The organism is Serratia sp. TSA_105.2, from assembly GCF_052692115.1.
Genome location: NZ_JBQZFT010000003.1, coordinates 95797 through 120922 on the forward strand (window position 1 = coordinate 95797; position 25126 = coordinate 120922).

Consider the following 25126-nt stretch of genomic DNA (forward strand, 5'->3'; position numbering starts at 1 on the left):
CCGCCGCGGGCTGCGTGCGGGGAAAGGCTTATGCTATGATTCGCTATCCCAAAGAAAAATATGAGTTCCCCGATGCTGGAAGCCAAAAGTCTGAGTTGCGTGCGCGATGAGCGCATCCTGTTTAGCGAGCTAAGCTTTTCAGTTCAGCCGGGCGATATCATTCAGGTAGAAGGGCCGAACGGCGCGGGTAAAACCAGTTTGCTGCGCATTCTCGCCGGCCTGGCGCGGCCGGACGGCGGCGAGGTGTGCTGGCGCGGGCGCAGCACGCTGCGCGATCGTGCGGGTTACCAGCAAGATTTGCTGTTTATCGGCCATCAGCCCGGCATCAAAGCCGTATTGACGCCCTTCGAAAATTTGCAGTTTTATCAAGCGGTGCGCGGCACAACCGATCATCCGGCCATCTGGCGCGCCCTGGAGCAGGTGGGGCTGGTGGGTTACGAGGATCTGCCGGTGGCGCAGCTTTCCGCCGGGCAGCAGCGGCGCGTGGCGCTGGCGCGGCTGTGGCTCAGCGCGGCGCCGCTGTGGATCCTCGATGAGCCGCTGACGGCAATCGACAAACAGGGCGTAGCCGAGTTGATTAGCCTTTTTGAACAACATGCACAGCGGGGCGGCATGGTATTGTTGACCACCCATCAGGATTTGGCCGGCGTCAGCCAAACGGTGGGTAAAGTTCGTTTGGCGGAACATGACGCGGGGAGCCTGTGATGTTTTTGACCCTGGTGCGCCGCGAACTGAAGATCGCCTGCCGTAAAGGTTCGGAGATCGTCAACCCGCTGTGGTTTTTCCTGATTGTGATCACGCTGTTTCCGTTGGGGATTGGCCCGGAGCCGCAGCTGCTGGCGCGCATTGCGCCGGGCATCGTGTGGGTGGCGGCGCTGCTGGCCTCGCTGCTGTCGCTGGAGCGGCTGTTTCGCGACGACTTCCTCGACGGCTCGCTGGAGCAGCTGTTGCTGCTGCCGACGCCGCTGCCGATGACGGTGCTGGGCAAAGTGTGTGCTCACTGGGTCGTGACGGGGCTACCGCTGCTGATCCTGTCGCCGCTGGTGGCGCTGCTGCTGTCGCTCGATATGCAGACCTGGCTGGCGGTGGCGGGGACGCTGCTGCTCGGCACGCCGACGCTGAGCCTGATCGGCGCTATCGGCGTGGGGCTGACCGTCGGCCTGCGCAAAGGAGGCGTGCTGCTCAGCCTGCTGGTGCTGCCGCTGTATATCCCGGTGCTGATCTTCGCCACCGGCGCGATCGACGCCGCCTCGATGGGCATGCCGATCGACGGTTACCTGGCGATACTGGGCGCGATGCTGGCGGGCAGCGTGACATTGGCACCGTTTGCCACCGCGGCGGCGCTGCGAGTGAGCGTGCACTAGCTAACGTATTGAATGAACAGACGGGGCAAGGCCGAGAAGAGCGTACCCCGCAGAAGATTTTCGCCGTTTCGATCGCTCGGGGCGGCCGACGCATAAAAATTACCGTGAGCACTGACGACAATGTGGAAATGGTTACATCAACTGGCGCGGCCTGAACGGCTGTATCACGTCTGCGGCCGCTTTGTCCCCTGGCTGGGGCTGGCGGCGGCGGCTTGCCTGCTGCTTGGCTGGGCATGGGGCTTTGGTTTCGCGCCGAAGGATTATCAGCAGGGCGACAGCTTCCGCATCATTTATATTCACGTGCCGGCGGCCATGTGGTCGATGGGCATCTACGCCTCGATGGCGGTGGCGGCGTTTATCGGCCTGGTGTGGCAGATGAAAATGTCCGATACCGTGGTGGCGGCGATGGCGCCGATCGGCGCGGTGTTCACCTTTATCGCGCTGGTGACCGGCTCCGCCTGGGGCAAGCCGATGTGGGGCACCTGGTGGGTGTGGGATGCGCGTCTGACCTCCGAGCTGGTGCTGCTGTTCCTTTATATGGGCGTCATCGCGCTGTACAACGCCTTTGAAGACCGCCGCCTGGCGGGCCGCGCCGCCGGGATTCTGGTGCTGGTGGGCGTGGTGAATATCCCGATCATCCATTTTTCGGTCGAATGGTGGAATACGCTGCATCAGGGCTCGACCAATATGCAGCAATCTATCGCGCCCAGCATGCGCACCCCGCTGCGCTGGGCGATCCTCGGTTACCTGCTGCTGTTCGTCACGCTGACGCTGATGCGCCTGCGCAATCTGATCCTGTTCCAGGAGCGCCAGCGCCCGTGGGTCGCCGGGCTGGTGAATAAGGAGCGTCAGTCATGAACGCCGCATTCGATTCCTGGTCGGCGTTTTTCGCCATGGGCGGTTACGCCTTCTATGTTTGGCTGGCGGTCGCCGCCACGTTGATTTCGCTGTTGGGGCTGGTGGCGCACACCCTCTGGCAACGGCGGCAGTTGCTCGCCGAGATCGGCCGCCGTCAGGCGCGCGAGCGGCGCATTCGCCATGCGCAACAATCAAAACAAAAATCCGCCGCACCGCGGGAGAAATCATTGTGAATCCACGTCGTAAAAGCCGCCTTTATCTGGCGATCGTTGTGCTGATCGGCATCGCGCTGACCGCGACCCTGATGCTGTACGCGCTGCGCTCCAACATCGATCTGTTCTATACCCCGGGTGAGATCCTGCAGGGCAAGGGCGAAAATCATGAGAAGCCCGAGGTCGGCCAGCGGCTGCGCATCGGCGGCATGGTGATGCCCGGCTCGGTGAAACGCGATCCCAATACGCTGCAGGTCAGCTTCAAGATTTACGACGCGCGCGGCGCGATCGGCGTGACCTACACTGGCATTCTGCCGGACCTGTTCCGCGAAGGGCAGGGCGTGGTGGCGCAGGGCGTGCTGGGTGAGGGCAACGTGGTCAATGCGCGCGAAGTGCTGGCCAAACACGATGAAAAATACACGCCGCCGGAAGTGGCCGACGCGATGAAAGAGAACCACAAAGGCCCGGCGGAAGCGTATAACGCGCCGCAGGCGGAGGGCGCCAAGTCATGATGCCGGAATTGGGCAGTTTTCTGCTGTGCCTGGCGCTGGCGATCGCGCTGCTGCTGAGCATTTACCCGCAGTGGGGCGCGGCGCGGCAAGACCGCCGCATGATGGCGGTCGCCCGCCCGCTGACCTACGGCATGTTCGCCGCGATTGCGCTGGCGTTCCTGTGCCTGGTGCACGCCTTCGTGGTCAACGATTTTACCGTCGCCTACGTGGCCACCAACTCCAATACCCAGCTGCCGGTGTATTACCGCATCGCCGCCACCTGGGGGGCGCATGAAGGTTCGCTGCTGCTGTGGGTGCTGCTGCTGAGCTGTTGGTCGCTGGCGGTGGCGTTGTGCAGCCGGGCGATGCCGCAGGATGCGGTGGCGCGGGTGCTGTCGGTGATGGGGATGATCACCGCCGGTTTCCTGCTGTTCATTATCATGACCTCCAACCCGTTCACTCGCACGCTACCGAATTTCCCGATCGACGGCAGCGATCTCAACCCGCTGCTGCAGGATATCGGCCTGATCTTCCACCCACCGCTGCTGTATATGGGCTACGTCGGCTTCTCGGTCGCCTTCGCCTTCGCCATCGCCTCGCTGATGGCCGGCCGGCTCGACACCGCCTGGGCGCGCTGGTCACGCCCGTGGACCACCGCGGCCTGGGTGTTCCTCACGCTCGGCATCGTGCTCGGATCGGCCTGGGCCTACTATGAGCTGGGCTGGGGCGGCTGGTGGTTCTGGGATCCGGTGGAGAATGCCTCCTTTATGCCGTGGTTGGCCGGCACCGCGCTGATGCATTCGCTGGCGGTGACCGAAAAACGCGGCACGTTCAAAGCCTGGACGGTGTTGCTGGCGATCACCGCCTTCTCGCTGTGCCTGCTGGGCACCTTCCTGGTGCGCTCCGGCGTGCTGGTCTCGGTGCACTCCTTCGCCTCCGATCCGGCGCGCGGCATGTTTATCCTCGCCTATCTGGTGATCGTGATCGGTGGTTCGCTGCTGCTGTACGCGGTCAAGGGCGGCCAGGTGCGCAGCCGGGTGCAGCATGAGACCTTCTCGCGCGAGACCTTCCTGCTGGGCAACAACGTGCTGCTGATCGCCGCCATGCTGGTGGTGCTGTTGGGCACGCTGCTGCCGCTGGTGCACAAACAGCTGGGGCTGGGCAGCATTTCGATCGGCGAGCCGTTCTTCAACACCATGTTCACCTGGCTGATGGCGCCGTTGGCGCTGCTGTTGGGCATCGGGCCGCTGGTGCGCTGGCGGCGTGATGAGCCGAGCAAGCTGTGGCGCCGCCTCGGCGTGGCGCTGTTGGCGACGCTGGTGCTGTCAATCCTGCTGCCGTGGCTGCTGCAGGACAGCATCGCCGGCATGACGGTGGTGGGCCTGATCATGGCGCTGTGGGTGATCATCCTGACGCTGATGGAGCTGCATGAGCGCGCCACCCACCGTCACGGTTTCTGGCGCGGGCTGCGCCAGCTGTCCCCCAGCCACTGGGGCATGGTGCTCGGCCACCTCGGCGTGGCGGTGACGGTGATCGGCATCGCCTTCAGCCAGAACTACAGCGTGGAGCGCGATGTGCGGATGAAGGCCGGCGACAGCGTGGATATTCACAACTATCACTTCGTGTTCCGCGACGTGCACGACATTCGCGGTCCGAACTACAGCGGCGGCGTCGGCATCATCGACGTCACGCGCAACGGCAAACCGGAGGCGACGCTGCACGCGGAGAAACGCTACTACAGCGTGGCGCGCAGCATGATGACCGAAGCGGCGATCGACGGCGGTTTCAGCCGCGATCTGTACGCGGCGCTGGGCGAGGAGCTGGAGGACGGTTCCTGGGCAGTGCGCCTGTATTACAAACCCTTCGTGCGCTGGATTTGGTTCGGCGGCGTCTTTATGGCGATCGGCGGCCTGCTGTGCATCCTCGACCCGCGTTACCGCATGAGCAAAAAACTCAAGCGCGAAGGCAAGCTGGAGGCGCAACCATGAATCGTAAGCTGCTGTTTATCCCGTTGGTCCTCTTCCTGCTGCTGGTGGCGGCGCTGATGGTGCAACTGACGCGCAACGCCGGCGGCGAAGATCCGACCATGCTGGAATCGGCGCTGATCGGCAAACCGGTGCCGACCTTCAGGCTGGAATCGCTGGACCAGCCTGGCAAAACCTACGATCAGGCGGTGCTGCGCGACGGCAAGCCGATATTGCTCAACGTCTGGGCCACCTGGTGCCCGACCTGCCGCGCGGAACACCAGTACCTTAATACGCTGGCGGCGCGCGGCGTGCGGGTGGTCGGCCTGAACTATAAAGACGATCGCGCCAAGGCGGTGACCTGGCTGAATTCCCTCGGCAATCCCTATGCCCTCAGCCTGTACGACGGCGACGGCATGCTGGGGTTGGATCTCGGGGTCTACGGCGCGCCTGAGACCTTCCTTATCGACGGCCAGGGGATTATTCGCTATCGCCACGCCGGCGACATGAACGAGCGCGTTTGGCAGCAGGAAGTGCTGCCGCTGTATAAAAAGTACGGGGGTGAGGCATGAGGCTGATTGTCCTGCTGTGCGCCGCGCTGCTGAGCTGGAGCGCCGCCGCGGCGATCGATACCTATCGCTTCAACTCCGTCGAGCAGGAGCAGCAGTATCGCGAGTTGACCGAACAGCTGCGCTGCCCGAAATGCCAAAACAACAGCATTGCCGATTCCAACGCCATCATCGCCGCCGACATGCGCACCAAGGTGTACGAGCTGATGATGCAGGGGCAAAGCAAGCAGCAGATCATCGATTATATGGTGGCGCGCTACGGCAACTTCGTCACCTACGAGCCGCCGGTAACGCCGGCGACGCTGATCTTGTGGATCGGCCCGCTGCTGTTCGTGCTGATCGGCGGGGCGGTGGTGATCCTGCGCGCCCGTCGCCGGCCCGACGCGGCGGTGGACGACGCATTCTCCGAACGGGAACGGCAGCGCCTGGCGGCGCTGTTGCAAGAGACTGACAGGAAGAAACCCTAATGGCTTTTTGGCTGATTATTTGCGTGTTGCTGGCCGGCGCCGCCGCGTTATTGGTGGTGCCGGCGATGCGCCACGGCAAGCAGAGCGCCGCCACGCGCGATGCGTTGAACAAGGCTTTTTATCAGGATCGCCTCAGCGAGCTGGAGCAGGACGAGCAGCAGGGCGTGGTGGCCGAGCGCCCGGAGCTGGTCAAAGAGCTGCAACAGAACCTGTTGAACGACATTCCCGTCGAGCAGGCGGCGCAAGCGAAGCCGATCAATCGCTGGGCGCTGGTGCCGGGCGTGCTGTTATTGCTGGCGGTGACCGTTGGCTTTTATCTGAAAACCGGCGGGTTGGCGCAGGTGCTGGACTGGCGTCTGGTGCAGGCGCAAATGCCGGAATTGCGCGAGCGCGTCGCCAATGAGCGCGCCAAGCCGCTGAGCATGGAAGAGATCGCCCGCCTCGGGCTAGGGCTGCGCACCGCGCTGCAGCAGGACGATCGCAACATCAACGACTGGATGATGCTGGGGCGGGTCGGCATGGCACTGAATAACGCCACCACGGCTACGCAGGCGTTTGCCCATGCTTATCAATTGGATCCGAATAGTCTGGAAGTGCGGCTCGGCTATGCCGAGGTCTTGACGCGCTCCAACGATCCGGAGGATAACAAGCGGGCGACGCAGCTGTTGCGGCGCATGATCGCGGAGAATCACGGCGATCCGCGGGTGCTGAGCCTGCTGGCGTTCAATGCCTTTGAACAGGGCGACTTCAAGCAGGCGATCGGCGCCTGGCAGGTGATGCTGCAGCTGCTGCCGGCCAACGATCCGCGCGCGGAGGTGATAAAGCGCAGCATTGCACAAGCAAAAGCCCAGGCCGGCGGAGAAACTGTTAAACTGAATGTGACCGTTTCGCTGTCACCGCAGGCGGCGAAAGCCCTGCCGCCGCAGGGGACGCTGGTCATCTCGGTTACCGACGGCGCCAGCCCGGTGCCGGTGGCGGTAAAACAATTGCCGCTGAGCCGTTTTCCGCTGTCTTTCTCTCTGGATGACAGCAACGCCATGATGCCCGAGCGTCTACTCTCGGCACAGCATCAGGTGCAGGTGCGTGTGCGCCTCTCACAGGACGGATTGGCCACGCCGCAGCCGGGAGACTGGTTCGGCGAAAGCTCGCTGCAGACATTCAGCGGTAAAGAGCAGGTTAGCGTTCAGATAAACAAGCAGGTCACTGAAAAATAAGACCGAACGTGTTTTTATGGAGAAAAATATGAACTTTCGCCTGACTGGGGTGGCATTCGCAACGGTATTACTGGTGGGCTGTGCCAGCGCGCCAGACAACGATCCGCAAGGGCGTTCCGATCCTCTGGAAGGATTTAACCGGACGATGTTCGACTTCAACTACAACGTCCTGGATCCTTATATCCTGCGCCCGGTCGCGGTGGCCTGGCGCGACTACGTGCCGATGCCGGCGCGTAACGGCATCAGCAACTTCACCTCCAACCTGGAAGAGCCGGCCAGCATGGTCAACGCCTTCCTGAAGGGCGACCCTTACCGCGGGATGATCCACTTCAACCGTTTCTTCCTGAACACCCTGCTCGGGATGGGCGGCCTGATCGACGTGGCCGGCATGGCCAACCCGAAACTGGCGCGCGAAGAACCGAACCGCTTCGGCAGCACGCTGGGCCATTACGATGTGGGTTACGGCCCGTACGTGATGTTGCCGGGCTACGGCAGTTTCACGCTGCGTGACGAAGGCGGCGATTTTGCGGATACGCTGTATCCGATGCTGAGCTACCTGACCTTCTGGATGTCGGCGGGCAAATGGGTGGTCGAGGGCATCGAAACCCGCGCCCAACTGCTGGATTCCGACGGCCTGCTGCGCAACTCTTCCGATCCTTACATCATGGTGCGCGAAGCTTACTTCCAGCGCCACGATTTCATCGCCAACGGCGGCTCGCTCAAGCCGGAAGAGAACCCGAACGCCAAGGCGATTCAGGGCGAGCTGGACGAGATCGACTCGCAGTAATCACGGGCGTTATGCCAATGAAAACCCGCCGTCAGGCGGGTTTTTTTATGTCGGCGGCAAGCGACGGGCAAAAAAAAGCGCCCCGCGGGGCGCTTTGGCTTCTTTCTCAAGCGAGATTAGAAGCGGTAGTTGAAGTTGGCGCCGTACAGCCAGGCTTTACCTTCAGAGTTGAAGGTGTAAGGGCCTTCTTTGATGGTGACTTTCTGGCCGTGCATGTAGGAAATGCCGACGTCAACCGACGCGTCTTTGTTGAACGCGTAAGAGGTACCTGCGCTGATCCAGAAGCGGTCCTGATCCGGAATGGAGATGGAACGGTTCTGTGCCGGCACCGGGCTGTCATCGAAGGCGACACCGCCGCGGAAGGTCCAGTTGTCGTCGTAGAAGTAGGTGGTACCCAGCGCGATGCGGTAAGCGTCTTTGAAGCCTTCATGCTTTTCGAACAGCGTCTGGCCGTTGTTGCCGGTGGCTCTCAGCTCCTGGAACTGGCTCCAGCTGGTGTACGCCAGGCTGTAGTGGATGGCCCACTGCGGCGCAACTTTGTTGTAGCCGGACAGTTCCCACATCTCTGGCAGGTTCAGATCCAGAGAGCCGGGGATGGTGCTGCCGTTGGTGCCCAAAGGCAGGCCGAGGGAACCCAGAATTGGGTTATAGGCCGATGGCAGGCTGCTTTTGTAATCGCCGTCAAACTTGATTTTGACTTCGGAGCGATAGGTGAAACCGTAGCGGTTGTTTTCGTCCACTTCGTACAGGATGCCGGCGTTCCAGCCGTAACCCCATTTATCGCCTTTCAGATGCGAAATTTGGGTATCAGCCGGGATCTGTGATACCGGGCCGGCTAGCTGCGGTGGTAATTGGCCGGAACCTGCGATCAGCTTCGGCAATTCACCGGCGTAGCGTTCCAGTTTGGCTTTGGCGTACACCGCATCGAAGCCCAGACCGAAGCTGAAGTGTTGGTTCAGACGGTAGGCGCCGCTCAGGTTGAGGTTAACGGTAGTCAGATCGGTCTTGCCGCCGTAAGCGCCGGCGGTATAGCCGTCGTTGAATTCGGTCGCCAGACCGTAGTTGCTGGTGACCGAGCCGCCTACGGCGAACTGATCGTTAATCGGGTGAACATAATGCAGGTTCGGCACCCAGGCGACAGGGGCGATATTTTTTGAGTCCAGGCTGGCACCGGAAGGCGATTTGCCGGTAATGTCAACGTCCGGGTCGATGAAGACTGCGCCGATGGAGAGTTCCGGGCGGGTATACATCATCAACAATGCCGGGTTGCGGCTCGCCGAGGCCGCCGTATCCGCCATGGCGCCTTCGCCAGAATACGAACGTCCTAAACCAGCTGATGAGAACTCATTCAGCTGGAATCCTGCGGCAGACACGTTTGAAGAAATAATTGCCACTGCAGCTGCGAGAGCTGATTTAGTCAATAGGTTTTTCTGGCTCATGACCAAAACCTCATTATGTGTTTATTATTTAAACTATTGTTACACGAGGTAACAAGGAGCGCGGGATTGTAGGGTCCGTTATCGTTCAGACAAATCAGACCAGTGGCTGAAGTATAGGTCTGACCTGTGAAAATGTTGCAAGTTTGTTTTTGAAATATTTCCAACCTGATATCAAAAAAGAGATCTGCTTAACAAAAAGCCAGCGGTAAATAACAAAATTCTTACCATTCCTTAGCAGGCGCTCATTTTTATTTGTGATTTCCATCACTTAAAACACCCAATAAAAGTAAGTGCTAGTGATTGCCGGCGTGGAAGCGTAAAATAACCGCAGAATTTTGTGGCTTTGTGCCGGTGAGTAAAACGGCAATTTGGGCTGATAACCGAGGCCCTTGAGGAGAACCAATCATGTCAGATGCAATTAATAAATGCAGCGCCCAGGAAACCGCCGCGTGTTGCTGTGTGGATGTCGGCACCGTGATGGATAACACCGATTGCACCGCGTCCTACAGTCAGGTGTTCAGCAATCAACAAGATGCGGAGGCGATGCTGGCTGCCCTGAGCGAAAAGGCGCGCGCGGTAGAATCCGACCCTTGTGACATCAGCAGTAGCATTAAACCGGTTGACGGCGGCGTGCAGTTGGAGGCCGATTTCACCTTCGCCTGCCAGGCGGAAACCCTGATCTTCCAGCTCGGCCTGCGTTAATCCCCGCTTTACCCCCCGGCGCCGCCTGCCGTGCGTCGGGGATTGCCTTCCCTACATCGCCCCCCGATAGAAAGTGCGCCTGCTCGCAGTTTTGATCTCTGCCGGTTTGCCAAATGTAACCGTTTGGTTAACAATGACCTCATCAGGTCAGACCTCTTTCTGCCCATTGCGCTGACGTTATTTTCTTCAGGAGCATTTATGAGTAAGGCACTGCCGTTGGTGACCCGTCATGGTGACCGCATTGCGATTGTGAATGGACTGCGTACCCCCTTTGCCAAACAGGCGACTGCCTATCACGGCATTCCGGCGGTGGATTTAGGGAAAACGGCGGTGAGCGAGCTGTTGGCGCGCAGCGGTATCGATCCGCAGCTTATCGAACAGCTGGTGTTCGGCCAGGTGGTGCAAATGCCCGAGGCGCCGAACATCGCGCGTGAAATCGTGCTCGGCACCGGCATGAGCGTCCATACCGACGCCTACAGCGTGTCGCGCGCCTGTGCCACCAGCTTCCAGGCGATCGCCAATGTGGCGGAGAGCATCATGGCCGGCAGCATCAGCGTCGGCATCGCCGGCGGGGCGGACTCTTCTTCCGTCTTGCCGATCGGCGTCAGCAAGGCGCTTGCTCGCACGTTGGTGGACGTCAACAAGGCGCGCACGCTGTCGCAGCGTCTCAAGCTGTTCAGCCGGCTGAAATTCCGCGATCTGATGCCGGTGCCACCGGCGGTGGCGGAGTATTCCACCGGACTGCGCATGGGCGATACCGCCGAGCAGATGGCGAAGAGCCACGGCATCACCCGCGAGGCGCAGGATGCGCTGGCGCACCGTTCACACGAGCTGGCGGCCAAGGCCTGGCAGCAGGGGTGGCTGCGCGACGAGGTGATGACCGCCTACGTGCCGCCTTACCGCGCGCAGCTTTCTGAAGACAACAACATCCGTAAAGACTCCAGCCTGGCGTCCTACGCCAAGCTGAAGCCGGCGTTCGATCGCAAGCACGGTAGCGTCACCGCGGCCAACAGCACACCGTTGACCGACGGCGCGGCGGCGGTGTTGATGATGAGCGAGTCGCGCGCCAAAGAGCTGGGGCTGCAGCCGCTGGGCTATTTGCGCAGCTTCGCTTTCGCCGCCATCGACGTGTGGGAAGACATGCTGCTGGGGCCTTCCTACGCCACGCCGCTGGCGCTGGATCGCGCCGGTATCGGCCTGGCCGATCTGACGCTCATCGACATGCATGAAGCTTTCGCCGCGCAAACGCTGGCCAACCTGAAGATGTTCGCCAGCGAAGAGTTCGCCCGCGAGAAGCTTGGCCGCAGCCAGGCGATCGGCGAGGTGGACATGGACAAATTCAACGTCTTGGGCGGTTCCATCGCCTATGGCCACCCGTTCGCCGCCACCGGCGCGCGCATGATCACCCAGACACTGCGTGAGCTGAAACGCCGCGGCGGCGGGCTGGGCCTGACGACCGCCTGCGCCGCCGGCGGGTTAGGGGCCGCGATGATCGTGGAGGTGGAATAATGAGCTTTGAAAACGCATTGCATGAACAGCGCGCCAAACCGTCGGCCTTTCAGCTGACGCTTCGCCCCGACAACATCGGCGTGATCACCATCGATGTGCCGGGCGAAAAGGTCAATACGCTCAAGGCCGAGTTCGTCGAACAGGTTAACGACGTGTTGATCCGGGCGCAGCAGCATACCGCGCTGGAAGGGCTGGTGATCGTTTCCGGCAAGCCGGACTCGTTTATCGCCGGCGCCGACATCACTATGATTGCCGCCTGCACCAGCGCCAAAGAGGCGGAAACGCTGGCCAAGAAAGGGCAGAGCACGTTGGCGCAGATCGCCGCCTTCCCGGTGCCGGTGGTGGCGGCCATTCACGGCGCCTGCCTGGGCGGCGGCCTGGAATTGGCGCTGGCCTGCCACGGCCGCGTCTGTTCATTGGATGACAAAACCGCACTCGGTCTGCCGGAAGTGCAGCTGGGCCTGCTGCCGGGCTCCGGCGGCACGCAGCGCTTGCCGCGCCTGATCGGCGCCGCCAAGGCGCTGGACATGATCCTGACCGGCAAGCACATTCGTGCCCGTCAGGCGCTGCGCATGGGGTTGGTGGACGACGCCGTGCCGCAGTCGATTCTGTTGCAGACCGCCATCGAGCGGGTGAAACAGGGCTGGAAACATCAGCGCGAGCTGCCGTGGCAGGATCGCCTGCTCAACGGCCCGCTGGGCAGAAACCTGCTGTTCAGCATCGTGCGCAAGAAAACGTTGGCGAAAACCCACGGCAACTACCCGGCGGCGGAGCGCATCATTCAGGTGGTGCGCACCGGGCTGGATCACGGCAGCGCCAGCGGTTATGAGGCCGAAGCGCGCGCCTTCGGCGAACTGGCGATGACGCCGCAGTCGGCGGCGCTGCGCAGCCTGTTCTTCGCCTCCACCGCGCTGAAAAAAGAGCGGGGCGGCAATGCCCAGCCGCATGCCCTGCACCGCGTCGGCATTCTCGGCGGCGGTCTGATGGGCGGCGGCATCGCCTGCGTCACCGCCACACGCGGCGGTTTGCCGGTTCGCATCAAAGACATCAATGAAACCGGCATCAATCACGCGCTGAAATACAGCTGGGACGTGCTCGGCAAGCGGGTGCGCAGCAAGCGCATGCGCTCGGCCGAGCGGCAAAAACAGATGATGCTGATCTCCGGTTCTACCGATTACACCGGCTTTGAACAGGTGGATGTCGTGGTCGAGGCGGTGTTTGAAGATCTGGCGCTGAAGCAGCAGATGGTGGCCGAGGTCGAAGCGAACTGTGCGCCGCATACCGTATTCGCTTCCAATACTTCCTCGTTGCCTATCGGTCATATCGCCGAAAAAGCCCAGCGGCCGGAGCAGGTGATCGGCCTGCACTACTTCAGCCCGGTGGATAAAATGCCGTTGGTGGAAGTGATCCCGCATGCCGGCACCAGCGAAGAGACCATCGCCACCACCGTGGCGCTGGCGCACAAGCAGGGCAAGACCGCCATCGTGGTGGGCGACAGCGCCGGTTTTTACGTCAACCGCATCCTGGCGCCGTACATCAACGAAGCGGCGCGCTGCCTGCTGGAAGGCGAGCCGATGGAGTCGCTGGACAAGGCGCTGGTGGACTTCGGTTTCCCGGTCGGCCCGATCACTCTGCTGGATGAAGTGGGCATCGACGTCGGCACCAAAATCATTCCCGTGCTGGTCGAGGCGCTGGGGCCGCGTTTCGCCGCGCCGGCTGCGTTCGATGCGGTGCTGAAAGACGGGCGCAAAGGGCGCAAGAACGGCCGCGGCTTCTATCTCTACCCGAGCGAAGGGCAGCAGAGGCAGCGGCGCAAACGCGCGGATACCTCATTGTATACGCTGCTCGGCGTCACGCCGAAGGCGCACATGCTGCCGGCGACCGTCGCTCAGCGCTGCGTGATGATGATGCTGAACGAAGCGGCGCGCTGCCTGGATGAAGGCGTGATCCGCAGCGCGCGCGACGGGGATATCGGTGCGGTGTTCGGCATCGGCTTCCCGCCGTTCCTCGGCGGCCCGTTCCGCTATATGGACGAACTCGGCGCCGAGAAAGTGGTGAAGACGCTGGACTACCTGCGCCAGCAGCACGGCGAGCATTTCGCCCCGTGCGAGCGCTTACAGCGCATGGCGCAGCAGGGCGAGCGCTTTTACCCGCTGGGGAGCTGAACGCAGGGCGGCCCGATTTGCACTATAGTTGCAACAGGGCCGCGTTGTGATCGCCATCACTCCTTGCAACAGCGTCAGCCGGTGAGGCTGTACAGCAAGGCGCAGGCAGCGGTAAGTTAGCTTGACCGCCATCAATAAATTTCATGGCGGCAAGGTTAAAATTTAACCCGTTGAATTGCTTGTTCTGTGAGCAATCGAGGTTTGCCCGGAGAGGATTGCTGTAAAAAACAGCGTTTTCTTTACGCAAACTTTCAGGCAAAATGCCCGGCCGCCATAAAGAGACGGCGCGTTATCGTTTTAAAGCTTTGGCTTTGGGTTGTAAAACTCGGCGGTACAGCACGCACGGCGTTTCTGTATAGCGTTACTTTGTCAACAACAGCGGTGCAATATGCAAGTTTTGATTATGCGTCACGGAGAGGCGGCGCTCGAGGCAGCCAGCGATGCGGTAAGGCCCCTTACCCTATGCGGCCGCGACGAGTCCCGTCAGATGGCGGCCTGGTTGAACACCAAGTCTGTGGATATTGAACGCGTGCTGGTCAGCCCCTATCTGCGGGCCGAACAGACGCTGGCGACGGTGCGTGAAGCCTTGACGCTGCCGGAGGGCGAAGAAGTGCTGCCCGAGCTGACGCCGGGCGGCAACGCCGAACAGGTCGGCAGCTATCTGCAGGCGCTGGCGATGCAGGGGGTGAGCTCGGTGCTGATCGTGTCGCACCTGCCGCTGGTGGGCTATCTGGTGGCCGAACTGTGCCCGGGCGAGTGCCCGCCGATGTTCGCGACCTCGGCGATTGCCAATGTCGATCTGCCGGCGGACGGCAGTTACGGCAAGTTTGAATGGCAGGTCAGCCCGTCGCAGGTGATGGCCAAAGTGTGAGCCGCGGATGCGGTGCGGAATAAACTCAGGGCGATGTCTGACATCGCCCTGAGTCGTTTCTGCGGGCCTACTCGGCCAGCTCCACCAACAGCAGGATGGCGGCGTTGCCGCCCCATTCCTTCGGCGCCTGGTGGAACGCCAGCACGTCGGGATGCTGCGCCAGCCACAGCGGCGTTTGCTGTTTGAGAATGTGCTTGCCGTGCCCGTGCATCACGCAGGCGCAGTGCACGTGTTCGCGTTTGCAGGCGGCGATCAGCGCCCCCAGCTCCTGCTTGGCCTGCAGCTGGGTCAGGCCGTGCAAATCGAGAAACAGCTCCGGCGAGTAATCGCCGCGTCGCAGCTTCTTCAGCTCATACGGGCTGCTGCCGGGGCGCACGTAGCGCGTCGGGCCTTCTTCTTCCAGCTGCGGCTGGTATTCATCTGAAAAATAATAGCTGGCATCGACCTGCTCCTGCAGCAGCCGCTGCGGGGCAATCTGTTTGACCTTGGGTTTTGGCGGGCGGTGGACGATGGTGTCCTGGCGCAGCTTTTTCGCGCCCGCCACCGACTCTCTGAAGAGCTGTTGTTCGTCTTTGCTCAGAGGGGGCTTGTTCTTCATGCTTCATTCACCGGAAATCGTTTATTTCGCTAGTTTACCTTGTGAATGAGCGCTGTCGACGCAAAACTCGGGCCAGAGTGAAAAGCGCGAGGGGCAAGCGTGATTTGTCGCGGGCTTCATGGCAAACTATGCGGCTAAATCATGAAACACAGCGCCTGCCGGAGGGCAAATTGGACAAAATTTTCGTCGACGAAGCAGTGAACGAACTGCACACCATTCAAGATATGCTGCGCTGGACGGTAAGCCGCTTCAACGCCGCCAATATCTATTATGGTCACGGAACCGATAATCCGTGGGACGAAGCGGTGCAATTGGTGCTGCCAAGCCTGTTCCTGCCGTTGGACATTCCGGAGGACATGCACACCGCCCGTCTGACCTCCAGCGAGCGCCATCGCATCGTTGAGCGCGTGATCCGCCGCGTCAACGAACGCATCCCGGTCGCCTACCTGACCAACAAGGCCTGGTTCTGCGGCATGGAATTCTACGTCGACGAGCGCGTGCTGGTACCGCGTTCGCCGATCGGCGAGCTGATCAACGATCGCTTCAGCGCGCTGATCCCGCACCCGCCACGCCATATCCTCGACATGTGCACCGGCAGCGGCTGCATCGCCATCGCCTGCGGCTACGCTTTCCCGGAAGCGGAAGTGGACGCGGTGGACATCTCCAGCGAGGTGCTGGCGGTGACTGAGCGCAACATTCAGGCGCACGGCGTCGAACACCAGGTGATCCCGATCCGTTCCGATCTGTTCCGCGACGTTCCCGCGATCCAGTACGATCTGATCGTCACCAACCCGCCGTACGTCGATGCGGAAGACATGTCCGATCTGCCGCAGGAGTTCCGCTTTGAGCCGGAGCTGGGCCTGGCGGCGGGCAGCGACGGCCTGAAGCTGGTGCGCCGCATCCTGGCCTGCGCGCCGGACTACCTGACCGACGACGGCGTACTGATTTGTGAAGTGGGCAACAGCATGGTACACCTGATGGATCAATATCCGGATATTCCGTTCACCTGGCTGGAGTTCGAAAACGGCGGCGACGGCGTGTTCATGCTGACCAAACAGCAACTGGTGGATTGCAAGGAACACTTCAGCCTCTACCGCAGCTAAACCGCATTTTCAGGGCCCGCATGGCGGGCCTCATAACGATAAAAGACTAACGGTAAGGAGCCGTGATGGCAGGAAACAGTATTGGGCAGATTTTCCGCGTCACCACCTTCGGTGAATCTCACGGGGTGGCGCTGGGTTGTATTGTCGACGGCGTGCCGCCCGGCATTCCTCTCACCGAAGCCGATTTGCAACACGATCTGGACCGCCGTCGTCCGGGCACCTCGCGTTACACCACCCAGCGTCGCGAACCGGATCAGGTGCGCATTCTCTCCGGCGTATTCGAAGGCGTGACCACCGGAACCAGCATCGGTCTGATCATTGAAAACACCGATCAGCGCTCGCAAGACTACAGCGCGATCAAAGACGTGTTCCGCCCGGGGCATGCCGACTACACCTACGAACAGAAATACGGCCTGCGCGACTACCGCGGCGGCGGCCGCTCTTCGGCGCGCGAAACCGCCATGCGCGTTGCGGCGGGTGCTATCGCCAAGAAATACCTGCAGCAGAAGTTTGGCGTGCAGGTGCGTGGCTATCTGGCGCAGATCGGCGACGTGACCTGCGAGCTGAAAGACTGGGAACAGGTAGAGCAGAACCCGTTCTTCTGCCCGGATCCGGACAAGCTGGAAGCGCTGGACGAACTGATGCGCGCATTGAAAAAAGAGGGCGACTCCATCGGCGCCAAGGTCAGCGTGATTGCTGAAAACGTGCCGGTTGGCCTGGGCGAGCCGGTGTTCGACCGCCTCGACGCCGATCTGGCGCACGCGCTGATGAGCATCAACGCGGTGAAAGGCGTGGAGATCGGCGACGGGTTTGCCGTGGTGACCAAGCGCGGCAGCGAAAACCGCGATGAAATCACCCCGGAAGGCTTCCAGAGCAACCATGCCGGCGGCATTCTCGGCGGTATCAGCAGCGGCCAACCGGTGGTGGCACATCTGGCGCTGAAGCCGACCTCCAGCATCATGGTGCCGGGCCGCACCATCAATCGCCAGGGCGAAGCGGTGGAAATGGTCACCCGCGGCCGCCACGATCCGTGCGTGGGCATCCGCGCCGTGCCGATCGCCGAAGCGATGATGGCGATCGTGCTGATGGATCACCTGCTGCGCCAGCGTGCGCAAAACGGTGATGTGGTTTCCGACGTGCCTCGCTGGTAATCGCCATGAGAAACTGGATGTTGGGCCTGGTGGCCCTGACGGCCTCCGCCTCCGCCATGGCGCTGACGCCGTGGCAGAAAATCGATCATCCGGTGGCCGGTGCGCCGCAGGCGGTGGGCGGTTTCGCCAACGGCTGCGTCATCGGCGCCCAGCCGTTGCCGCTGAACTCACCGAACTACCAGGTGATGCGTACCGACCAGCGCCGTTATTTCGGTCACCCGGACTTGCTGGCGTTTATTCAGCGCCTCAGCAGCCAGGCGAACCAGAAAGCGCTGGGCACGGTGCTGATCGGCGACATGGCGATGCCGGCCGGCGGGCGCTTCAGCAGCGGCCACGCCAGCCACCAGTCGGGGCTCGACGTCGACATCTGGCTGCAGCTGCCGCGTCAACGCTGGAGCGCGCAGCAGCTGCTGAAGCCGCAGCCTATCGATCTGGTGTCAAGTGACGGCAAGCAGGTAGTGGCGCGCCAATGGCAGCCGCAGATCGAGTCGCTGATCAAGCTGGCGGCGCAGGATGCGGACGTGACGCGCATCTTCGTCAATCCGGCCATCAAACAGCGCCTGTGTCTGGATGCCGGCGCCGATCGCGCCTGGTTGCACAAGGTGCGGCCGTGGTTCGGTCACCGCGCGCACATGCACGTGCGCTTGCGTTGCCCGCCGGGCAGCCTTGAATGTAAAGAGCAAGATACGCCGCCGCCGGGCGACGGCTGCGGCGCCGAACTGGCGAGCTGGTTCGTGCCGCATCAACCGAACGCCAAACCGGGTAAACCGGTGCCGCCGCCGTTACCGCCGACCTGTCAGGCATTGCTGGATAATCACTTCGCAGCGGAATAATACATGGACTGGTTCGTCATCGGCCCCGAGATGCTCGGGGTGTTGTTTGCAGTAGCGCTGCTGGCGGGGTTTATCGACTCCATCGCCGGCGGCGGTGGGTTGCTGACGGTACCGGCCTTGCTGGCGGTGGGGGTTCCCCCGGCCCAGGCGCTGGCCACCAACAAACTGCAGTCGGTCGGCGGCTCCTTCTCCGCCAGCCTGTACTTTATTCGTCGGCGTGCGGTGAATCTCAACGACCAGAAGCTGACGATATTTCTGACGCTGATCGGTTCGATCGTCGGCGCCATTCTGGTGCAGCATATGCGCGCCGATGTGTTGCGGCAGATGTTGCCGCTGCTGGTGATCGGCATCGGCCTCTACTTCCTGCTGATGCCGCGGCTGGGTGAGGAAGATCGTCAACGTCGCCTCGGCGCCCTGCCGTTCGGGCTGGTGGCCGGCGGCTGCGTCGGGTTTTACGACGGTTTCTTCGGCCCCGGCGCCGGGTCGTTTTACGCGTTGGCCTATGTGACGCTGTGCGGTTTTAACCTCGCCAAGTCCACGGCACACGCCAAGGTGCTGAACTTCACCTCCAACGTCGGCGGGTTGGCGCTGTTCATCATCGGCGGCAAGGTGGTGTGGAGCATCGGTCTGGTGATGCTGGTGGGGCAGGTGCTGGGCGCGCGTCTGGGCGCCCACATGGTGCTGACCCGCGGGCAGAAGCTGATTCGGCCGATGATCGTGATCGTCTCGCTGGTGATGAGCCTCAAGCTGCTGTACGACAATCACGGCGCGGAAATTCAGCAGTGGTTGACCGCCCTGATGCACGGCTAAAGATGAAAAGTGGGCGCGGCTTACGCGCCCTGTCTTATCGGGTATAATGGCCTCCTTATTTTTGTGGTTATAGAGTTTTTATGTCAGACATGCAGACCCGTCATCGCTATGAACAGCTGATAGAGATCTTCAATCAGTGCTTCAGCGATGACTACAACACCCGCCTGGTGAAGGGCGACGACGAGCCGATCTACCTGCCGGCTGACGACGAACTGCCGTATCACCGCATCGTGTTTGCCCATGGTTTCTACGCCAGCGGCCTGCACGAAATCTCGCACTGGTGCATCGCCGGCGAAGCGCGCCGCCAGCTGGTGGACTTCGGTTACTGGTATTGCCCGGACGGGCGCGACGCACAAACCCAGAGTGAATTCGAAGCGGTAGAGATCAAACCGCAGGCGCTGGAATGGATGTTCTGCGTGGCGGCCGGTTTCCCGTTCAACGTCAGCTGCGACAACCTGAACGGCGACTGTGAGCCGGATCGCATCGCGTTCCAGCGCAAGGTGCGCGCCCGGGTATTGGCGCTGCTGGAGCAGGGAATACCCACACGGCCTGCGCGCTTTATTCAGGCGTTGCAATCGTTCTACAATACGCCACCGTTGGCGGCCGAGCATTTTCCGTACCCGGAAGATCTCAACTGACGCCACAGCCCGCTATTTTATGAGGAAATTTGATGATCGCAGAATTCGAAGCGCGCATTTTGGCGCTGATTGATGACATGGTAGAGCACGCCAGCGATGATGAACTGTTTGCCGGTGGCTACCTGCGCGGTCATCTGACGCTGGCGGTGGCCGAAGCGGAAGAGCAGGGTGAGCACACTGCCGAAGCGCTGAAAGCGCGGGTGGAAGAGAGCCTGCATAAGGCGATCGCCGCCGGGGAACTTTCGCCGCCGGATCAGATCCTGGTGCGCGGCATGTGGGAAAACCTCTATCAGGCCGCCACGCCTGCCGCCTGACCGCTATGCCGGGGCGCATCATCGCGCCCCTCATCCATGAATTACACCGCACGCCCTTTCAGCAGCTTCCGTACCCACATCCGATTCGGATTCAACGCCGCCAGCAGGCGCGCATCACCCGGCAACGGTTCGCCGAACAGCTGCGCCGCCAGAATTTCCGCCGCCAGCGGCGCCGAGCACAGCCCGCGCGAGCCCAACCCGCCGATAGCGAACAGGCCGGGATAGACCGGCGCATCGGCGACGGTTTCGCCGCGCTGGTTCTGCCGCTGCAAATCCTGATACTGCGTCACCGTGGCCTGATAGTCCGGCAGCGCGCCGACCATCGGCAGATGATCGCGGGTGGCGCTGCGCACGCCGCAGCGAGCCAGGTGAGCGCTGACGTCCACCTGCTGCGGCCAGGCCTGTTCCGGCAGGCAGCGCAGCAGGCGCTCGCGGTTTTCCTGTTGCTCCTGTTCGCGGTAGTCGGTGACGGTGTCGCCACGCTGGTAGCTGGCGCCGATGCAGTGTTGGCCGTTATTGGCGTTGACCGGCGTCAGGTAGCCGTCGTAGCACAAGACCTGCTTCAGTTGACCGAGGGCCGGCGAGGTTGGGATGTGCGACACCTGTCCGCGCACCGAGTACAGCGGCAGGGCTTGCGTCGGCGCCAGCTCGGCCAACCGATGGCCGTTGGCCAGGATCACCGTCGCATGGCGGCGGCTTTCGCCGTGAGCGAAATCGATGCGCCAGCCGTTTTCTTCACGCGCCAGCGCCTGCGCATCGTGCCGGTAGTGGCAGACCAGACCCTGACGCTGCGCCAGCGCGATAGCGCTGCGCGTCAGCTCGGCCGGGCAGAGCCAGCCGCCTTGCGGGTAGGTGATGCCGCCAAAGCCGGTATCGACGCCGCACAGTTCGCTGAGCGTCTCGCGGTCGGCCGCCATCGCCAGCGCCGGCGGCCAGTCGGTTTTCAGCATATTGGCGATCTTGGCAGCGCTCTTTTCGTCGTAGGCCAGCTGGCTGACGCTGCACCACTGGTGATCAAAGGTGACGCCTTGTTGCAACAGGGTGTCGTATTGGCGACGGGCGAAGGGAAACGCGGCGCTGAAGAAGCTCTCCAGCGCGTCGCCGCTGCCGTTCAGCAGAGGATAAATCGCCCCCTGACGGTTGCCGGAAGCGCCCTCGGCTGCCTGCTCGTCGGCGCAGTACAGCGTGACGCTGGCGCCGCGCCGCAATAAGGCCAACGCGGTGAGCGCGCTGGCGACGCCGCCGCCAATCAGGGCGATATCGGCGGTGTTGTCCGCCGCCGGACGCCGATACCAGGGCGCCGGGTGGGGCGTGGGGGGCGCATCGGCCGGCAGACCGCCGGCGAGCATCTCACGTTTTTGGCCGAAGCCTTTGCAACGGTTGACCTGAAAACCGGCCTGTTGCAAGCCGCGGCGCACGAAGCCGGCGGCGGTAAAGGTGGCGAAGCTGCCTTCCGGCCGGGCGAAACGCGCCATGGCGGCGAACAGTTGCTCGGTCCACATGTCGGGATTTTTGGCCGGCGCGAAGCCGTCGAGGAACCAGGCATCGATCTGGTTATTCATGCTGGCGTCGAACTGAGGCAGCAGTTCGTTGACGTCGCCGAACCACAGATCGAGCGTAATACGGCCTTCGGCCAACAGCAGGCGATGGCAACCCGGCAGCGGCAGTGGCCATTGGGCGCGTAGCTCGTCGGCATAGGGAGCCAGCTCCGGCCAGCGCGCATGCGCCGCCGCCAGATCGGCCTGCTGCAGGGGGAACTTTTCGAAGCTGATAAAGTGCAGGCGTTGCAGCGCGGCGTCCGGCTCGGCCTGGCGGAAGCCCGCGAAGGCCTGCCACAGCGTAAGGAAATTGAGCCCGGTGCCGAATCCGGTTTCCGCCACCACCAACAGCGGGCGCGGGTGAGTGGCGAAACGCTGCGGCAGCCGGTTGCCGTGCAGGAAGACATAGCGGGTTTCTTCCAGCCCATCCTGATTGGAAAAATAGACGTCATCAAACTGTTTCGAAACAGGTGTACCCTGTTCGTTCCAGGTTAGCGTTGCGGTTTGGATGGGGGCGTGGTTCACGGTCAATAGCTCGAAATTCAAGGGATGTCGCGAATTCTAACGGCGCTGGCGCCCTGGCGCAAACTGGACAACAATAAAGCTGAAAAACGCTGATCGGACTTGTTCGGCTTACATCTGTACGCTAAAGTGCGATGCAAAATCCCGTAGGTAAATAGTGGAAGAGGTATTGAATGAAACGTGCAGTGATTACTGGCCTGGGAGTTGTCTCCAGCATTGGTAATAACCAGCAGGAGGTCCTGGCGAGCCTGCAGGAAGGACGTTCTGGGATCACTTTCTCCCAGGAACTGAAAGATTCCGGCATGCGTAGTCACGTATGGGGGCAAGTTAAGCTCGACACGACCGGCCTGATCGACCGCAAGGCGGTGCGTTTCATGAGCGATGCTTCCATCTATGCTTTCCTGGCGATGCAAGAAGCGATCGCTTCTTCCGGCCTGAAGGAAGAAGAGTATCAAAACAACCCGCGCGTGGGCCTGATCGCCGGTTCCGGCGGTGGTTCTCCGCGCTTCCAGGTGTTCGGCGCCGATGCGATGCGCAGCCCGCGCGGCCTGAAAGCGGTTGGCCCATACGTGGTCACCAAAGCCATGGCTTCCGGCGTGTCCGCCTGCCTGGCGACGCCGTTCAAAATCCACGGCGTAAACTACTCCATCAGCTCCGCTTGCGCGACCTCCGCACACTGCATCGGTAACGCGGTTGAGCAAATCCAGCTGGGCAAGCAGGACATCGTATTCGCCGGCGGCGGCGAAGAGCTGTGCTGGGAAATGGCCTGCGAGTTCGACGCGATGGGCGCGCTGTCCACCAAGTACAACGACACGCCGGAAAAAGCCTCCCGCACCTACGACGCCGATCGTGACGGTTTCGTCATCGCCGGCGGCGGCGGTATGGTGGTGGTTGAAGAGCTGGAGCACGCGCTGGCGCGCGGTGCGCATATCTACGCAGAAATCGTTGGCTACGGCGCAACGTCTGACGGCGCCGACATGGTTGCCCCTTCGGGCGAAGGCGCAGTGCGCTGCATGAAGATGGCGATGCAGGATCTGGATGCGCCTATCGACTACATCAACGTGCATGGCACCTCCACGCCGGTAGGCGACGTGAAAGAGCTGGGCGCGATTCGCGAAGTGTTCGGCGACAATACCCCGGCTATCTCCTCCACCAAGGCGATGACCGGTCACTCGCTGGGCGCCGCAGGCGTGCAGGAAGCGATCTACAGCCTGCTGATGCTGGAGCACGGCTTTATCGCGCCGAGCATCAACATCGACACTCTGGATGAGCAAGCGGCGGGCATGAACATCGTGACTCAGCCGACTCAGCGTGAGCTGACCACCGTGATGTCCAACAGCTTCGGCTTCGGCGGCACCAACGCCACCCTGGTGATGCGCAAACTGGCGAAATAATTCCGCCTGAGCCTCACCTCGCCATCAAGCCCGCGTTTTCGCGGGCTTTTTACTGCCAGAACCCCGCTGGCTGGGCGCTCGGAGTTTTCCCAAATCACATCCCCTGACACATCATTACCTCGCCATTACATGCGTTGGGCATACAATAGCCAGGTAGCGTGATTATCGCTCGGCGTAGCTTTCTAAAGTGATCGAACATTGAGGCAAGAAGTATGAAAAAGTTAATTGCGGTTGGGTTACTGTCGGCCGTGCTGGCCGGATGCGCCACCGATTCCCCCTGCGTTCCGGTCTACGATGATCAGGGGCGTCTGGTGCACACCAACACCTGCATGAAGGGCACCACTCAAGATAACTGGGAAACCGCGGGCGCGATCGCCGGCGGCGCGGCGGCAGTGGCCGGTCTGACCCTCGGCATCATCGCGCTGACCAAGTGATCGGCGCGGCGCCTGCGGGCGCATGCAACCAGCCCGGCCATTGCGTGCCGGGCTTTTTTTATTTCACTGCACCAAAAACGCCTTGAACTGCGGCGTCATCACGGCGCTGAAACCGTCATCGGTTTTGCTGATCAGGTAGACCGCCAGCCCCTTCTCTTCGGCAAGCTTCAACGCTTTATCGGTGCCCAGCACCATCAGGCCGGTATCCCAGCCGTCGGCCTCGAGCGCGGTGGGGGCGATCACCGTGGCGGAAACCAGCCGGTGGTTGATCGGCCTGCCGGTGGTCGGATCGATGACATGGGAGTAGCGCTGGCCGTTTTCTTCAAAGTAGTTGCGATAGCTGCCCGCGGTGCTGATGCCGTAACCGTGCAGATCCACCAGCGCCTGCACCGCATTTTCACGGTCGGTCGGCTTTTGGATCGCCACCCGCCAGGGTTTGCCCTGGCCGTTGACGCCGCGTGAAGAGACCGCACCACCGACCGATACCAGGTAGTTGGTAATGCCGTTACGATTCATCAGGTGCACCAGTTCATCGGCGCCGTAGCCTTCGCCCAGCGTCGAGAGATCGACATACATGTCCGGCAGATCTTTTTGCAGCCACTCCCCGCGATTGTCGCTGATCAGCTTCAGGTGCTGCAGGCCGATGCGCTGCTTCGCCGCGTCGATCTGCGCCTGTTCCGGCACCTTGACCGGATGCTTGTCGGGGCCGAACCCCCACAGGTTCACCAGTGGGCCGACGGTGATGTCCATGGCGCCGCCGGTATCGCGGCCGATGCGCTGAGCCATCAGTACGATGTCCGCCATGCCGCGCGGGATCGGCTGCGGTTCGAGGCTGGCGCTACGGTTAAATTGCGACAGCACCGAGTCGGCGCGGTAGGTGGAGATATCGTCGTTGGCCCGTTCGAGCACTGCGTCAATCTGCCGCTGCAGTTCTTGCTTGCCGATCGCGACGTCACCGCTGACTTTAACGCTGTAGAAGGTGCCCATGGTCTTGCCGTCGATATCGATTTGCGGGCGGGAGGAGGCATCGTCGCAGGCGGCGAGCAGGGCGCATAAGGCGCTGAGCAACGCCCCTTTGGCGAACAGGGAAGCCATAACATGTCCTTTGAAAACGAGAAAGCCGCTACAAATAAAGTAAAGTGCGGCAAATGGAAAGCGGATAAAGGTAAAATAGCATTT

Annotated in this window: 26 protein-coding genes; 22 read left to right on the plus strand and 4 right to left on the minus strand. The window is 61.8% G+C overall.

Annotation, left to right across the window (positions count from 1 at the left end; all coding sequences use genetic code 11):
• The first annotated feature begins 72 nt into the window (after positions 1–72).
• From ccmA to mlaA, 10 genes are all read left to right on the plus strand, one after another.
• Positions 73–705, plus strand: coding sequence for a cytochrome c biogenesis heme-transporting ATPase CcmA (ccmA, locus tag ACUTSC_RS11555; RefSeq protein WP_060419962.1), 633 nt, complete (start codon positions 73–75; stop codon positions 703–705).
• Positions 705–1364 (plus strand): heme exporter protein CcmB, encoded by a 660-nt coding sequence (ccmB, locus tag ACUTSC_RS11560; protein ID WP_025303731.1) that lies wholly within the window; start codon positions 705–707, stop codon positions 1362–1364. Before ccmA ends, ccmB begins: the two co-directional genes overlap by 1 nt.
• A gap of 120 nt (positions 1365–1484) precedes the next feature.
• A complete protein-coding gene (locus ACUTSC_RS11565) occupies positions 1485–2222 on the plus strand; it encodes a heme ABC transporter permease (protein WP_033653722.1) in 738 nt (245 codons plus the stop codon).
• A complete protein-coding gene (ccmD, locus tag ACUTSC_RS11570; protein WP_089186257.1) occupies positions 2219–2455 on the plus strand; it encodes a heme exporter protein CcmD in 237 nt (78 codons plus the stop codon). The genes ACUTSC_RS11565 and ccmD overlap by 4 nt, the downstream gene beginning before the upstream one ends.
• Entirely contained in the window at positions 2452–2946 is a 495-nt protein-coding gene (gene ccmE / locus ACUTSC_RS11575; RefSeq protein WP_004936264.1) for a cytochrome c maturation protein CcmE, read from the plus strand. Before ccmD ends, ccmE begins: the two co-directional genes overlap by 4 nt.
• Positions 2943–4913, plus strand: coding sequence for a heme lyase CcmF/NrfE family subunit (locus tag ACUTSC_RS11580; protein ID WP_445653340.1), 1971 nt, complete (start codon positions 2943–2945; stop codon positions 4911–4913). Before ccmE ends, ACUTSC_RS11580 begins: the two co-directional genes overlap by 4 nt.
• Positions 4910–5461, plus strand: a complete 552-nt coding sequence (locus tag ACUTSC_RS11585) for a DsbE family thiol:disulfide interchange protein (RefSeq protein WP_033653726.1) — start codon at positions 4910–4912, stop codon at positions 5459–5461. The genes ACUTSC_RS11580 and ACUTSC_RS11585 overlap by 4 nt, the downstream gene beginning before the upstream one ends.
• Positions 5458–5925 (plus strand): cytochrome c-type biogenesis protein, encoded by a 468-nt coding sequence (locus ACUTSC_RS11590; RefSeq protein WP_033648088.1) that lies wholly within the window; start codon positions 5458–5460, stop codon positions 5923–5925. Before ACUTSC_RS11585 ends, ACUTSC_RS11590 begins: the two co-directional genes overlap by 4 nt.
• The gene (ccmI, locus tag ACUTSC_RS11595; protein WP_197768200.1) at positions 5925–7139 is read left to right on the plus strand and encodes a c-type cytochrome biogenesis protein CcmI; all 1215 of its coding nucleotides are present in this window, start codon (positions 5925–5927) and stop codon (positions 7137–7139) included. Before ACUTSC_RS11590 ends, ccmI begins: the two co-directional genes overlap by 1 nt.
• 28 nt (positions 7140–7167) lie before the next feature.
• Positions 7168–7926, plus strand: coding sequence for a phospholipid-binding lipoprotein MlaA (gene mlaA, locus ACUTSC_RS11600; RefSeq protein WP_021505590.1), 759 nt, complete (start codon positions 7168–7170; stop codon positions 7924–7926).
• A 116-nt stretch (positions 7927–8042) separates the two neighbouring features.
• Here mlaA and fadL read toward each other — a convergent pair whose 3' ends face one another.
• Positions 8043–9365 (minus strand): long-chain fatty acid transporter FadL, encoded by a 1323-nt coding sequence (gene fadL / locus ACUTSC_RS11605; RefSeq protein ID WP_063988947.1) that lies wholly within the window; start codon positions 9363–9365, stop codon positions 8043–8045.
• A 405-nt stretch (positions 9366–9770) separates the two neighbouring features.
• Between fadL and ACUTSC_RS11610 the strand changes: the two genes are divergently transcribed.
• The 4 genes from ACUTSC_RS11610 (at position 9771) to sixA (ending at position 14612) form a co-directional block, all read left to right on the plus strand.
• The gene (locus tag ACUTSC_RS11610; RefSeq protein ID WP_072145088.1) at positions 9771–10067 is read left to right on the plus strand and encodes a YfcZ/YiiS family protein; all 297 of its coding nucleotides are present in this window, start codon (positions 9771–9773) and stop codon (positions 10065–10067) included.
• A 198-nt stretch (positions 10068–10265) separates the two neighbouring features.
• A complete protein-coding gene (fadI, locus tag ACUTSC_RS11615) occupies positions 10266–11576 on the plus strand; it encodes an acetyl-CoA C-acyltransferase FadI (RefSeq protein WP_445653341.1) in 1311 nt (436 codons plus the stop codon).
• Positions 11576–13741: a fatty acid oxidation complex subunit alpha FadJ gene (gene fadJ / locus ACUTSC_RS11620; protein ID WP_445653342.1), complete on the plus strand. Its 2166-nt coding sequence runs from the start codon at positions 11576–11578 to the stop codon at positions 13739–13741. The genes fadI and fadJ overlap by 1 nt, the downstream gene beginning before the upstream one ends.
• Before the next feature lie 388 nt (positions 13742–14129).
• The gene (gene sixA / locus ACUTSC_RS11625; protein ID WP_004936230.1) at positions 14130–14612 is read left to right on the plus strand and encodes a phosphohistidine phosphatase SixA; all 483 of its coding nucleotides are present in this window, start codon (positions 14130–14132) and stop codon (positions 14610–14612) included.
• Between the two features lie 67 nt (positions 14613–14679).
• Here sixA and smrB read toward each other — a convergent pair whose 3' ends face one another.
• Positions 14680–15210 (minus strand): endonuclease SmrB, encoded by a 531-nt coding sequence (gene smrB / locus ACUTSC_RS11630; RefSeq protein WP_004936226.1) that lies wholly within the window; start codon positions 15208–15210, stop codon positions 14680–14682.
• A gap of 170 nt (positions 15211–15380) precedes the next feature.
• On the opposite strand from smrB, the gene prmB reads away from it, so the two are divergent.
• The 6 genes from prmB to ACUTSC_RS11660 all read left to right on the plus strand — a co-directional run bounded on the left by prmB (position 15381) and on the right by ACUTSC_RS11660 (position 20059).
• Positions 15381–16313 (plus strand): 50S ribosomal protein L3 N(5)-glutamine methyltransferase, encoded by a 933-nt coding sequence (gene prmB / locus ACUTSC_RS11635; protein ID WP_033648158.1) that lies wholly within the window; start codon positions 15381–15383, stop codon positions 16311–16313.
• 65 nt (positions 16314–16378) lie between these two features.
• Complete coding sequence (gene aroC, locus ACUTSC_RS11640) at positions 16379–17464, plus strand: chorismate synthase (RefSeq protein ID WP_197768199.1); 1086 nt, start codon at positions 16379–16381, stop codon at positions 17462–17464.
• A 5-nt stretch (positions 17465–17469) separates the two neighbouring features.
• Positions 17470–18297, plus strand: a complete 828-nt coding sequence (gene mepA / locus ACUTSC_RS11645) for a penicillin-insensitive murein endopeptidase (protein WP_197768198.1) — start codon at positions 17470–17472, stop codon at positions 18295–18297.
• A gap of 3 nt (positions 18298–18300) precedes the next feature.
• Positions 18301–19107 carry a TSUP family transporter gene (locus ACUTSC_RS11650; protein WP_197773389.1) on the plus strand — a complete coding sequence of 269 codons (807 nt, stop codon included), beginning with the start codon at positions 18301–18303 and terminating at the stop codon, positions 19105–19107.
• Between the two features lie 89 nt (positions 19108–19196).
• Positions 19197–19745, plus strand: coding sequence for an elongation factor P hydroxylase (locus ACUTSC_RS11655; RefSeq protein ID WP_162215436.1), 549 nt, complete (start codon positions 19197–19199; stop codon positions 19743–19745).
• A 32-nt stretch (positions 19746–19777) separates the two neighbouring features.
• Entirely contained in the window at positions 19778–20059 is a 282-nt protein-coding gene (locus ACUTSC_RS11660; RefSeq protein WP_016926855.1) for a YfcL family protein, read from the plus strand.
• Positions 20060–20100: 41 nt separating this feature from the next.
• On the opposite strand, the gene mnmC is transcribed toward ACUTSC_RS11660, so the two are convergent.
• Positions 20101–22122, minus strand: a complete 2022-nt coding sequence (gene mnmC, locus ACUTSC_RS11665) for a bifunctional tRNA (5-methylaminomethyl-2-thiouridine)(34)-methyltransferase MnmD/FAD-dependent 5-carboxymethylaminomethyl-2-thiouridine(34) oxidoreductase MnmC (protein WP_197768196.1) — start codon at positions 22120–22122, stop codon at positions 20101–20103.
• 170 nt (positions 22123–22292) lie between these two features.
• On the opposite strand from mnmC, the gene fabB reads away from it, so the two are divergent.
• The gene (gene fabB / locus ACUTSC_RS11670) at positions 22293–23513 is read left to right on the plus strand and encodes a beta-ketoacyl-ACP synthase I (protein ID WP_041036107.1); all 1221 of its coding nucleotides are present in this window, start codon (positions 22293–22295) and stop codon (positions 23511–23513) included.
• Positions 23514–23725: 212 nt separating this feature from the next.
• Entirely contained in the window at positions 23726–23947 is a 222-nt protein-coding gene (locus ACUTSC_RS11675; RefSeq protein WP_004936201.1) for a hypothetical protein, read from the plus strand.
• Positions 23948–24010: 63 nt separating this feature from the next.
• On the opposite strand, the gene apbE is transcribed toward ACUTSC_RS11675, so the two are convergent.
• Positions 24011–25042, minus strand: a complete 1032-nt coding sequence (apbE, locus tag ACUTSC_RS11680) for an FAD:protein FMN transferase ApbE (protein ID WP_197768195.1) — start codon at positions 25040–25042, stop codon at positions 24011–24013.
• Positions 25043–25126: the final 84 nt, after the last annotated feature.

Coding starts and splice junctions, on each gene's coding strand:
- ccmA (WP_060419962.1), top strand. CDS start 73: ATGCTGGAAGCCAAAAGTCTGAGTTGCGTGCGCGATGAGCGCATCCTG.
- ccmB (WP_025303731.1), top strand. CDS start 705: ATGTTTTTGACCCTGGTGCGCCGCGAACTGAAGATCGCCTGCCGTAAA.
- ACUTSC_RS11565 (WP_033653722.1), top strand. CDS start 1,485: ATGTGGAAATGGTTACATCAACTGGCGCGGCCTGAACGGCTGTATCAC.
- ccmD (WP_089186257.1), top strand. CDS start 2,219: ATGAACGCCGCATTCGATTCCTGGTCGGCGTTTTTCGCCATGGGCGGT.
- ACUTSC_RS11580 (WP_445653340.1), top strand. CDS start 2,943: ATGATGCCGGAATTGGGCAGTTTTCTGCTGTGCCTGGCGCTGGCGATC.
- ACUTSC_RS11585 (WP_033653726.1), top strand. CDS start 4,910: ATGAATCGTAAGCTGCTGTTTATCCCGTTGGTCCTCTTCCTGCTGCTG.
- ACUTSC_RS11590 (WP_033648088.1), top strand. CDS start 5,458: ATGAGGCTGATTGTCCTGCTGTGCGCCGCGCTGCTGAGCTGGAGCGCC.
- ccmI (WP_197768200.1), top strand. CDS start 5,925: ATGGCTTTTTGGCTGATTATTTGCGTGTTGCTGGCCGGCGCCGCCGCG.
- mlaA (WP_021505590.1), top strand. CDS start 7,168: ATGAACTTTCGCCTGACTGGGGTGGCATTCGCAACGGTATTACTGGTG.
- fadL (WP_063988947.1), bottom strand. CDS start 9,365: ATGAGCCAGAAAAACCTATTGACTAAATCAGCTCTCGCAGCTGCAGTG.
- ACUTSC_RS11610 (WP_072145088.1), top strand. CDS start 9,771: ATGTCAGATGCAATTAATAAATGCAGCGCCCAGGAAACCGCCGCGTGT.
- fadI (WP_445653341.1), top strand. CDS start 10,266: ATGAGTAAGGCACTGCCGTTGGTGACCCGTCATGGTGACCGCATTGCG.
- fadJ (WP_445653342.1), top strand. CDS start 11,576: ATGAGCTTTGAAAACGCATTGCATGAACAGCGCGCCAAACCGTCGGCC.
- sixA (WP_004936230.1), top strand. CDS start 14,130: ATGCAAGTTTTGATTATGCGTCACGGAGAGGCGGCGCTCGAGGCAGCC.
- smrB (WP_004936226.1), bottom strand. CDS start 15,210: ATGAAGAACAAGCCCCCTCTGAGCAAAGACGAACAACAGCTCTTCAGA.
- aroC (WP_197768199.1), top strand. CDS start 16,379: ATGGCAGGAAACAGTATTGGGCAGATTTTCCGCGTCACCACCTTCGGT.
- mepA (WP_197768198.1), top strand. CDS start 17,470: ATGAGAAACTGGATGTTGGGCCTGGTGGCCCTGACGGCCTCCGCCTCC.
- ACUTSC_RS11650 (WP_197773389.1), top strand. CDS start 18,301: ATGGACTGGTTCGTCATCGGCCCCGAGATGCTCGGGGTGTTGTTTGCA.
- ACUTSC_RS11655 (WP_162215436.1), top strand. CDS start 19,197: ATGCAGACCCGTCATCGCTATGAACAGCTGATAGAGATCTTCAATCAG.
- ACUTSC_RS11660 (WP_016926855.1), top strand. CDS start 19,778: ATGATCGCAGAATTCGAAGCGCGCATTTTGGCGCTGATTGATGACATG.
- fabB (WP_041036107.1), top strand. CDS start 22,293: ATGAAACGTGCAGTGATTACTGGCCTGGGAGTTGTCTCCAGCATTGGT.
- ACUTSC_RS11675 (WP_004936201.1), top strand. CDS start 23,726: ATGAAAAAGTTAATTGCGGTTGGGTTACTGTCGGCCGTGCTGGCCGGA.
- apbE (WP_197768195.1), bottom strand. CDS start 25,042: ATGGCTTCCCTGTTCGCCAAAGGGGCGTTGCTCAGCGCCTTATGCGCC.